Below are 10,597 nucleotides of genomic sequence, written 5' to 3' on the forward strand. Positions count from 1 at the left end.
TCAGATAGCACTCAGTTTTTTCGCTTCTGTGCTTTATTGCGTAAGCATCCCTATTTAAAAACTGTCCGGAGTATTGTTACTAAATTAAGTTAAAAAAATATAACTTAATCTGATAATCACAAGTAATTAAATATACTGATTTTTTTCTAAATTTCAAATAAAAGCTATTTATTCATGATTTATTTATCATTTTTTAACTATATTTATACCCATCTTTTTTGTTAGAAGATATTTTTTGACGGTAGAGAAGTCGGCTCAGGAAACTCTAAACGTGAATTTAAAATATTAATTAATCGGCGTTGCAAAATTTGAAGATTATTTTGGGCAGTAGGGTTGGGCGTCCCGCCTGCTGTGAAAATACACGCCTTCGGTCTCATGGCCCCATCCACAAAAAATATTAAAATCATCCCCCTATTATGCAACCCTCATTAACCAGCGTATACGATATCTTTCACTATACAAAAACGCACCGACCAGCCAACAGATAAAAAGCCCTCCCGCAGAAGCTGGGAGGGGAAATGGCGAATAAAATTATTGGTTTTAAATTATCGATATGTAGGTCTCTTTTTTCAGTATCAAGAGGTATCGATCTAGCCAACGACTAATGTTGGTCAGTCGCTAAAATAATTTCCCGGTGGGAAACCGAGAAATTATCAACTAAATCAACTTTTTTTCTGCTGGCGTTGGAGCTTAGTTTTCCAATTGGCGATATCCTTCTGAGCCGGCTGATAACTCTTAGTACCCGACGGCACCAGCGAAGCAGCTTCAACTGCCTCTTTCAGCTTTCCTTGAGAGCCACGCAACTGAGCAATCTTGAGAATACTTTCGCTCCACTCTCCAATTAACTGTTGAGCTTCTTCATACTTCGGCTGACCAGGCTCAATTTTATTAGCTTGCTGGATGCCTTTACTGTAAGAAGAGGCAACCCCCCGCTTAATTTGACCCTTAGCAGCTGATAGCAAAGCAGCATTTACATCCTGGTCTTTGGATAGCTCCTCCCACTGAGCGATCGCCTGTTTCGACTGATTGTAAACAGGCTTATTGACATCCGGCATTAATTTAGCCGCCCCGATCGCCCCCTGGAAATCGCCCCGAGCAGCCCGCCCGTTAGCTATATCCAAAATCGTTAAACTCCAGCGCTCAATATCCTGCTGAGCCTGCGGGTAGAGCGGATCGCTAGCCGGAATCGTTCGAGCCTTAACCACCGCTTTATTAAAACTAGAAGCCGAACCATCCTTAAGGAAAGTTTTCGCCTCAGCCCACACCTGCTGGCTCGACGGTGGCTGCTTGGTTCCAGCCCCTGCTTGCACCGCCCGCGGTTGGTTCTGCGACCCCCCAGTACCAGTAGATTGTTGAGATCCAGAGTTTTGGGCATTTTCAGCAGGCGATCGAGGATCTCCTTCCTGCTGACCAATAAAAATTGATCTGTTCGTCACAAAAACACCCAACAGCAACACCAAAGCCGTAGCGGAACTCCACAAAACTAGCTGCTGCAAAAATGACTTATCCGACCCCCCTTTATCTTCATCCTCCGGCTTTTGCAAGTTCGGTCGATCGCCTCCCCCATCAGCAGGAACCACGGCCTTCGGCTGCGACACAGGCGGCATCTCAACCGACGAATCCTGAGCGTTGCGAACTGCAGGAGGCAGATCCATTCGATCCCTAGCCGTCGCCATTTGCGGGCGATCTAACCCATCAGCCGTACCAACCGTCATATTGCCGTTGCGTCCGGCCAACGCAGCAGTTGGTACCCCTACATCGGGCAAAATCACCAAATTAGCCTTTCCTGGAGGATTCACCACCATCAAAGGTTCTTGTTTCGGACGCAAATGGTGGTCACACAGCTCAGGCAGTCGATCGCTCAAAAAACGGTCTAAACCCTTAATCGTCATGCACTGTCCCGAGCGTAGCCCCTCCAAAAGCGCCGTCGTAAAAAACCCCTGACGCAAAGCCGAAGTTTCCCGCGAAACTTGATTCGGGCGACAAGAAAGCACCGTTGGGATTTCCAGTTCCCGCGCCAGCTCGACCGTTTGAGAGCCGATCGTTTCCCCCGCTTTCAAAATCTGGCTGCGGTTCATATCAACCAGCACCAATACAGTTTCCGTAGGAGCGTTTTTCAGAGTATTCAACAGCAACTCTACCGGAATCCCCGTACCCTTAATGTCAGCCGGATTGCCGTCAATCGGCATCAAATAATCCTTACCTTCATAGCTGACACCGTAGCCGCTAAAAAAACACCAGAGTAAATCTCCCTTTTGCACATGTTCCCCGCAGAGGCTTTGGGTCAATCTCAGAATATTTTCCCGATTTGGATATGTAGATTGACCCCACAGCGACGGCGAGCTATCGGTCATCAGCAGACATCCCTCCGGCGCAAAACCCGCATCCTCAGTCAAAAAACCGTACAATGCCTCTGCATCCTCTTGGGCATAACTCAAAGGCTGGAGTAACTGATATTGATTGATGCCTATTGCAATACAAGCGTGATTTTTCATCCCCATATGCCCTATATATATAGTGGACTGCTTGCACAAAACGATAACACATAGCCGCTGAAGGTTATACCCACTTTCGCCAGCACTCAGAGAGCAGTTGTCCGAAGGCAGAACTCCCAACAAGCGCCCAAATTTAGCATCCTAGAAATTTTAATTTTTATATTGCAGTAAAAAATTCTCCCCTGTGTCTACCTTTAGAAAAATAAAGTTAAATTGGATACACAGGCCAGTCTATTTGACTCTAATTTTCACCAAACTACATCAAAAAGGAATAACCCGCCAATGGTCTCTACCGCGAAAAAAGAAATCTCCCCCCACAGCGAATCGTTACTAAAGCAACATCATCCTAAAACTCATAGCCACTATAGATTTCAGGATTTTTTTGCCTTCGATCGCCAGATGGGTACAATTGACGACTGGAACGAGTCGCGCAACATTTTTACCAGCGAAGACTTCATTATCGGTTTGGTGGAGGGACTCGAAGAAGAAGTCGGCCCTGCGTCCTCTGTCATCATGTATACTATTGGTTGCCAATGGGGACTCCAAGATTCCGAATTTTTTCAAAAATGGTTTAGTGCCGAATACAGCCAGAACATTCGCCAGTCAAATCTCATGTTTCTGCTAGAAACTTGGTGGTGGCCTTTCACAGCTCAAGGTTGGGGTCGCTGGGAAGTGGACATGAGCGATCGCAAACACGGCTGTATCTTCATCAACCTTTTTGACTCAGCAGTTGCTCGAACTTTGGGCGACGTAGGCAAACCGGTTTGTCACCTATACGCCGGTTTGTTCGCCGGTTTCTTTGGCTCTTTAGTCAAAAAGCCTCTGAGCTGCATAGAACTCCAATGTTACTCAATGGGAGAAACCTATTGCAAGTTTCTGCTTGGCAACCCAGATAAAATTGATGCAGCAGCATTCTGGCTCAACGAAGGTGCCAACGCCCGCGATATTCAAAATCGACTGCAACACGGTGAAATATTGCGGTAAACAACCTGGAAAGGCACATTCCCTGCCCTGCCTTTCCTCCCACCAATTTCGCGATCGAAAGTGCAATGGTGGATTTCTCCAGGCAGGAAGAAAGATGAAAAGTCAAACTTCATGGTTGGGCCAATCCGTCCAAGAATTCTTTGGTCACTATAATTGGCTGGGAAAATCTTTAGAAACCCCAACTGGCTCGAACCCCGGTCAACTTCTGAGTTTAACCCAGCCAGTAGCAGACTTTTTTCAAGCTATTTCTTGGGAAGGAATTCCGGAAGTAGGTGCCCTACCCCTACCGCCACCCTTGCCAGTAATTTCTATTACTGAACAAGCAGAAGTCACCATTGATGACCTATTCGATATGTTTTAATCTGTCTAGGGAATAGAACATGAAAAATAGAGCAATCCCTCATCCATCTTCCCTCACCCCTCTTTTCTCATCCTTCAAAATCCCTCCGTTAAATCCGTTAAATCCCGTACACTGCTCGTTGCCGAACTTCCTTCCTTTTATCAATTACCGATTACCACTTAATTAAAATCATGCACCCTGAGATTGAGGCGCTGCTGGATCAGGCAGAAAACCGCTTTTTAAAAGGCGAAGAACTCCTAGCTTTTAAGCGTCAAGCTGTAACCCTTGTTCAGCGCTTAAAAATTTACGAATTTTTGCGAGAGAAGGAAGCAAGCATCTTCCAACCAGTAGCCAACCAACTACAAGAAACATTCCCCGACGAAAAACAAGAAACCTTAGAACGATCGCTCAAACACTGGGTGTTAGTCTTGCGGTACTGCGCTATGGCTATGCTGCTGAACGATCAAAATTTTCTCGAACAGCGCCTTGTAGACTGGCTTTCCGGCATAGTCGAAGCCCACCAAACTCAAAAAATCGAAGCAACTGTTTGCAATCTGCTGCAAACTCGTTTAAAAGAATTGCTTTCCGAGCAAGCCCGGGCTATATTGCAACCATTTTTCGACCAAGCACAGTCAATTATTATTGATCAAGGTAATAAATAATCAGCTTTCTTCCCAATTTCCAATTCCCGATTCCCAATTCCCAATTCCCGATGATTAATATTGCCGACTTACTCAAACAGCCCCGACTCCCTGGAAACTACTTTGCCAGCGATGCCTACGTCCGAGGCGACCTCGAACTCGGCCTCCTCGAAAACCGACGGGGCGATCGGCTCTTAGCACTTCCAGAAACACTGATTCAAGCCATTTATATCGGCTTAGAACAAGAAACAGGTCAAGCCTCCCGCCTCGTGCTTTTCAACTGCGGTCGCTGGTGGGGTAAAAACTTCTACGTGCGTTTTTGCGAAGAAGTCAGCGAATACTACGGTCAGCCAGTTTCTGAAATGGAAATGGTAGAATTTCTTCAGTCCTTACAGCAGTGTTGGAAAACTCATGGATGGGGAACATTTGATCTAGACCCCAGCTATTCCGAACATGGATTCTTAATAGTAAAAATTGCTAACTCTCTTTTTGCTAAAACAGCCCCCAAGTCTAAGCGACCAGCCTGTTTTTTAGAAGCAGGTATTTTAAGTTCGTTCTTTAGTCAGCTTACGGGTCGAGAACTTCACTGCCTGCAAACATCCTGCGAATCATTGGGTTCGGACTGCAACCGCTTTATTTTAGGGCTGCGCGATCGCCTCCAACCAGCAGATTCTATGGTCGAAGAAGGAAAAGACCATGAAGCTATTATCACTCAACTTTTCCAAAAAAACTGACTTATTTGACAGCTATTACTTTGTTTCTAATAGCTGTCAAAATTAAGTTTTGGTAGTCAGATTATCCACCGTATCATCAAAACTGTGAGTTAAATTATAAAAAATATCCTAAGTCAAGAAACTAGGTTTTAGCAATTTAAATAAAACCTGATTATAACTAGCAGCAAGAAAATTCATAACTTACTCTAGAAATTCCTAAAATTTAAAAGCAATCAAAACCTCAAATATTTTGCTAGAACTTAATGGACGCCAATGAACTTCTAACTCGATATGCAGCCGGCGAAAGAGATTTTAGACTGGCAAATCTGCGCGGCATTGTGTTGAGTCCGATGGATTTATACCGTTCCAGCGATGCCCCAACTCTAATTTTGGCAAACCTCAACCAACACCAGCAACGACCCTACTTAATCGGTGCTAACCTCAGCGGGGCAGACCTCACCAAAGCCCATCTGAGTCGAGCCAACCTCAGCAAAGCTGACCTCAGCGGAGCCAATCTCACCGGCGCCAACCTCATGGCAGCAAGTCTGAGTGGAGCCAATCTCATCGGAGCCAATCTCACCGGCGCCAACCTAGCCGGATCTCATCTGAATTGGGCAAACCTGACCGGAGCAATTCTTCCCAATGCTAATCTCATAGGTGCAGATATGAGCGCCGCTAACCTCACCAAAGCCGTTCTCACTCAGGCCAATCTCAGTAAAGCCTATCTGATTAAATCCAATCTCAACGGAGCAAACTTCAAAGATGCTTACTTAAGTCTAGCGAGTCTCAAAGAGGCAGACTTGACCGAAGCACAGCTCACCGGAGCCGAATTATCCAAAGCCAACCTAGCCGGAGCCAACTTAACCCGCGCTAACCTCAGCAAAGCCAACCTGTTGAAAGCTAATCTCAGGCGGGCTAACCTCACTCAAGCCTATTTAAACGGCGCGTGCTTGATCGGATCAGACCTTAGCGAAGCTTGCTTGGATAGAGCCAATATGTGCAAAGCAGACCTCAGCAAAACCTATCTGAGAAACATTACTTTGAATGGTAGCCACTTAAGCGGTATTAACCTCAGCGGAGCCGACCTCAGCGGTGTAGACTTGAGCCGCAAACTTTTAACTGGAATTAATATGGCAGAGGCATTGTTGAATGAAGCCAACTTAAGCGGTGCTTATCTGATGGAAGCTAACTTGAGCGGAGCCAACCTCAGCAAAGCCAACCTGAGTCTAGCCTACCTGATCAATGCCGACCTGTCTAATTCTTGCCTGCATGAAATTAACTTGACCAAAGCTAACCTGAGTAAAGCCAACTTGCAGAAAGCTGACTTGACAGGAGCCAACCTCCGGGGAGCGATTCTCACTGAGGCGGATTTGACGGGAGCGAAGTTGATTGGAGCCACTCTTCCTAACGGCACAGTTTATCGGCGTTAACTGGTCAACCCCCTTGATTATTTGCCGAGTAATGTGCGGTTAATGTCCAGAATCGGAAAAAATAGGTTCCTTTCTTCCACCGTGAGATATTGCTTGAGGACCTTTTTCATCACATCGTAGGTCACGGTCGCAGTATTTCTAACTTGAACAGCGCCTAAAATAGTTTGCAACCAAAGTAGTAGCCGATCGCGCAACCGTTCAGTATCATTAATCAACAGTGCTGCCGCCGAATGCCTCAACACCCGCACAATATCTCCACGGCACTTTTCAGTCATATCGTTAGCCCCCCGCCTAAATAAACTAGGGTCTAGAGACAGCATTTGTGCTTCCACTTGCCGCATAATTTCTGTTTCAGAGGCTTGAATTTTTTTATAAGCACTCATCCGGTGATTCAAAGACTGAAAGTAGTCTTTCAAAAATTGGAGTTCTTCGGCACTGGCGTAGCGTCCGTCTGTTTCCGTGCTCAAACGCGCAAGTTGGCTCAACATAGATTCTTCTCTACTACTAAAATACAAACATATCAGTTTTAAGCTTCTTTAGTGCGAACTAAATACTGTCCTACTTGAAAGCGGGTTTCATTAAGCTGTGTAACGATAGAACGAGTAATTAACTTTCCTGATTCTACAACTACTTGACCCGTAATTGGGTGTAATAAATCTTGCTGGGCTCGGCGGCCGATCAGAGCTTCGACATTTTCAATAGCATTAATATACATCCCCGCAGGCAACTCTACAACCACACCCTCGCCCATAATTTGAGCCTGACAAGCAAGTCGCGAATTGGCTTTAGCCGTAGTAATGACTTCTAACGTCCTTTTCTCGCGGCGGTTCATGTCCGACAAGCCTTCCATGCCTTCTTTAATGTAAACATGGCAGGTAGCGCACATTCCCCGCCCCCCGCATTCCTTGAGAACGTCTAAGTCTTTGGAAAGTAAGGCAGACAGGATATTCGATCGGGTTTCGACTGCTATTTCCTCCGCAATTGGATCTAGTTTAATAATTTTAACCATATTGATGTTTGCTCCTGTCAAGTTCAGTATTTAGCAAGTTACGATCAACTTATTCAAAGCGCAAATAAATTTAGCTAACACTCAAAAAGGTTAAGATGCCTTGACCACAGCATCGGCTTGTGGCTCTCTAACCCCTATGGCATAACCGCACTTCTGTTTTGCTCCTATCGCTGTTTCCTCGCCCCGATTCCCCAGCTTAGCCTTGAAAAGCTAAAACCTTAGAAACTTTCTGGAGGGCATTGAAAAAACTGTAATAGTCGCGATCGACTAAAATAGCAGCCACAGGTAGTTCCCGATCGGGTACAGGCATCCGGCAAGATTGATAGTGATTCCGAAGCTCAAGGATTTTAGTAGGTGCGACTGTGCGATCGCTCTCAAGGAGGCTGAGAATGAACCTGAGATAACATAGGCTGTACCTGGCGAGCGATTCAAAAATTTGAATTTTTGTCAGAATTATTTACATATTTTAATACTAGCTCAAGCTTTTTCTATAATTAGACCGATGCAACATTCTAAGTACCGCATTTTAGGGCTAGTCGGACAAGGACAATTTGGTCGAGTCTTTTGTGCCAGCGTTCGAGAAGCTCCCGCCCAGGACTCCCGCCTCACCAGCCAACTGGTTGCTCTCAAAGAACTTAGTCATCAAAAAGCCCCAACTAGCGAATTCTTGCGAGAGCTGTGGTTTCTGATCACCTTGCAGCACCCGAACATCGTTACCTGCCGTGCTCTAGAACACACAGCTACAGGCAGGTACTTGGTTATGGACTACTGCGAGGGAGGAACCCTCCGCAACCTGCTCAAACAAGAGCGCCCCTTGCGTCTGCTCGAAGGTTTGCAGCTAGTCATGGAAGTTTTAGCCGGCTTAGACTACGCCCACCGCCGAGGCGTAGTTCACTGCGACATCAAACCCGAAAATATCCTCCTAACTTTAGGGGCCAAAGGTTGGTCGCCCCGGCTGTCTGACTTTGGCATCGCGCGTCGGCTGCCAGAAATTGGTACCACTCGCCTCCACCAAGAACTTTCTCCCGACGCTACCGTCGGTTCCCCCGCTTACATGGCCCCTGAGCGGTTTTACGGTCTTTTTTCTCCGATGTCAGATATATATGCAGTAGGAATTCTGCTGTTTGAATTGCTAATGGGCTACCGCCCTTTCGGGGGAACCCCCGGAGACTTGAGGTGGGCCCACCTCAATCAACGCTTGCAATTTCCAGACGCCATCCCCGAACCTTTGCAAGCAATAGTCAAAAAATCTTTAGAAAAGCTGCCAGCCCGCCGTTTTGCCAGTGCTTCCCAAATGGCTCAAGCTCTGCGGCTGATCATGTACGACCCCGCTGTCAGGCAATTGGGCGACTGCATTATTCCCTGGGAAAATCCCACAAGTGGTGATAAAAGTCTGAAGTCGGAAACTGACTCTTTGCTGGAAGTTGAAGAGGAAAAAGTATCACAGTCGGCTATTAATTTACTTCGGACTGTGCGCTATTCGCTTTCGCAGCCCAAGCCACTGATACTTCCTGCACCGTTGACCGCTTTAATTGCCACTGAAACCTATCTCTATGCTGCTGTAGGTACAGAGGTCAAGGTTTGGTCTCAGCCGGGAAAACAGCTAGTTACAGGAGAAATGTCTACTTCGATTTCATTAATGGCGGAAATCGTGCGCGGCATTTTACCTGTTTCCAACGGCTGCTGCGTTCTCACTCCCCAAAAACTTTACTGGCTCAATGAGCGATCTTGGGAGCCTCAGTGTTTACTGGATATGGGTTTGAGGCAAGGGCCAGATTCTTTAAAAGCTGCTGTAGACTCTCGCGGCAACTGGTTGACAGTAGCGGTTCCCGGCGAACTGCGTTTTTATTCTTTAGCTGGAAACAGCACGGCGGGCGATCAGAAAAAAGCCCTGAAGCTGATCGCTACTGTGCCGTTACCAGAACACTATTTACCAGAATTAATGTTTCTGGATCGGCGACACGTCTTAGCAGTTTGGCCGGATAACGAACCAAAAAATCCCCAAACTATTTTTAGAGTTTACACTCGCCGCGGCACCCCTGTGGGTTCTGTGCGGTTGTCGGCCAGCGTCGGACAGATGCTGTTGACACCTGAGCCTTATACTTTGCTGGGAATTCCTCAAGGTGGTAAAGCGGCGGTGCTGTTGATGAAATTGTGGCCGCTCAAGGTAGCGCGAATTCCTCTTGAAACTTTGCCCGTGTCTGCTTGTGTGGCTAATTGGGGATGGGTATTGGCAGATGTTGGGGGCCAGATAGAAGTGTTAAACAGTCAAGGGATTCAAGTAGGGAATTTTAGCAGCCCTGCCTCACCGCGGGCGATAGCTCCTTGGGGGAATAGAGGTTTGGTGATTGCTGTCAATACTGAGGAAGAGAGTCACTTGCACTTTTTAGATGTAGATGTTGAGGAGACCAACTCGCGCTCGCTCATCAAAGGCTGATAACTGGCGTAACTAAAGGAGTTTGGGGGTGTAATTCAGGAGAGTGTATTTGCGGGCGATCGATTCCTGGGAGTTCGATCAGGGTTAGAGTACCGTGTCGTGTCAACTTCTGGATTTTGAGTCAGAGGAATTGTTAAGGGCGATCGGCTCAATCTGAGATCCAAACCTCCCTCAGTAAAGTCCCAGAAATGCACACACCACTTACATATATATGACTCATGCACCAGCCTGCTTCTGTCATCCTCACCCAGTGCTCCAGCCTCACCCCTTACACTCTAACTTTGCCTAACCTCTACTCCAAGTAAGCCCCATCATGTTGAACCACTGAGTCCTTATACCCATGCGGGGGAAATAGTCCGCCCCAAAGCCGTATTTGGGCCGAAAAAAAGACCCCATAGTTAAAAGAGGAGTCAGCCAGGGGATACCGGAGCAGGCGATAAATGTCGAAACCCTTGGTGTGTATAGCTTTCCAAAAAAGTCAAAAATATTTTCACAAAACGCTTGACAACTCTGGGGAGAGTTGATACATTAATAAAGCGCCAGAAGGG

9 protein-coding genes are annotated in these 10,597 nt (G+C 46.6%); 6 read left to right on the forward strand and 3 right to left on the reverse strand.

Translation table 11 applies throughout. The features are described 5' to 3' along the window. Window positions 1-662 precede the first annotated feature (662 nt). A complete protein-coding gene (locus tag QT973_RS26460; protein ID WP_333057680.1) occupies window positions 663-2,495 on the reverse strand; it encodes a peptidase C14 in 1,833 nt (610 codons plus the stop codon). Between the two features lie 282 nt (window positions 2,496-2,777). Between QT973_RS26460 and QT973_RS26465 the strand changes: the two genes are divergently transcribed. The 5 genes from QT973_RS26465 (at window position 2,778) to QT973_RS26485 (ending at window position 6,603) form a co-directional block, all read left to right on the forward strand. Continuing rightward, window positions 2,778-3,479 (forward strand): V4R domain-containing protein, encoded by a 702-nt coding sequence (locus QT973_RS26465; RefSeq protein ID WP_333057681.1) that lies wholly within the window; start codon window positions 2,778-2,780, stop codon window positions 3,477-3,479. 94 nt (window positions 3,480-3,573) lie between these two features. Then, window positions 3,574-3,840 (forward strand): hypothetical protein, encoded by a 267-nt coding sequence (locus tag QT973_RS26470; protein ID WP_333057683.1) that lies wholly within the window; start codon window positions 3,574-3,576, stop codon window positions 3,838-3,840. Between the two features lie 170 nt (window positions 3,841-4,010). Beyond that, on the forward strand, window positions 4,011-4,481 hold the full coding sequence (locus QT973_RS26475) for a phycobilisome protein (protein WP_333057685.1): 471 nt from the start codon (window positions 4,011-4,013) through the stop codon (window positions 4,479-4,481). A gap of 50 nt (window positions 4,482-4,531) precedes the next feature. Further along, window positions 4,532-5,194, forward strand: a complete 663-nt coding sequence (locus QT973_RS26480) for a V4R domain-containing protein (protein ID WP_333057688.1) — start codon at window positions 4,532-4,534, stop codon at window positions 5,192-5,194. A gap of 242 nt (window positions 5,195-5,436) precedes the next feature. Further along, entirely contained in the window at window positions 5,437-6,603 is a 1,167-nt protein-coding gene (locus QT973_RS26485) for a pentapeptide repeat-containing protein (RefSeq protein ID WP_333274124.1), read from the forward strand. Between the two features lie 17 nt (window positions 6,604-6,620). On the opposite strand, the gene QT973_RS26490 is transcribed toward QT973_RS26485, so the two are convergent. Both QT973_RS26490 and QT973_RS26495 read right to left on the reverse strand, forming a co-directional pair. Next, complete coding sequence (locus tag QT973_RS26490) at window positions 6,621-7,091, reverse strand: phycobilisome protein (RefSeq protein ID WP_333057690.1); 471 nt, start codon at window positions 7,089-7,091, stop codon at window positions 6,621-6,623. Between the two features lie 38 nt (window positions 7,092-7,129). Continuing rightward, on the reverse strand, window positions 7,130-7,612 hold the full coding sequence (locus QT973_RS26495; RefSeq protein ID WP_333057691.1) for a 2Fe-2S iron-sulfur cluster-binding protein: 483 nt from the start codon (window positions 7,610-7,612) through the stop codon (window positions 7,130-7,132). A 502-nt stretch (window positions 7,613-8,114) separates the two neighbouring features. On the opposite strand from QT973_RS26495, the gene QT973_RS26500 reads away from it, so the two are divergent. Further along, complete coding sequence (locus tag QT973_RS26500) at window positions 8,115-10,049, forward strand: serine/threonine-protein kinase (protein ID WP_333057693.1); 1,935 nt, start codon at window positions 8,115-8,117, stop codon at window positions 10,047-10,049. Window positions 10,050-10,597 lie beyond the last annotated feature (548 nt).

Origin of the sequence: Microcoleus sp. Z1_A1 (assembly GCF_036700305.1) — a bacterium.
Lineage (GTDB): Bacteria > Cyanobacteriota > Cyanobacteriia > Cyanobacteriales > Microcoleaceae > Microcoleus.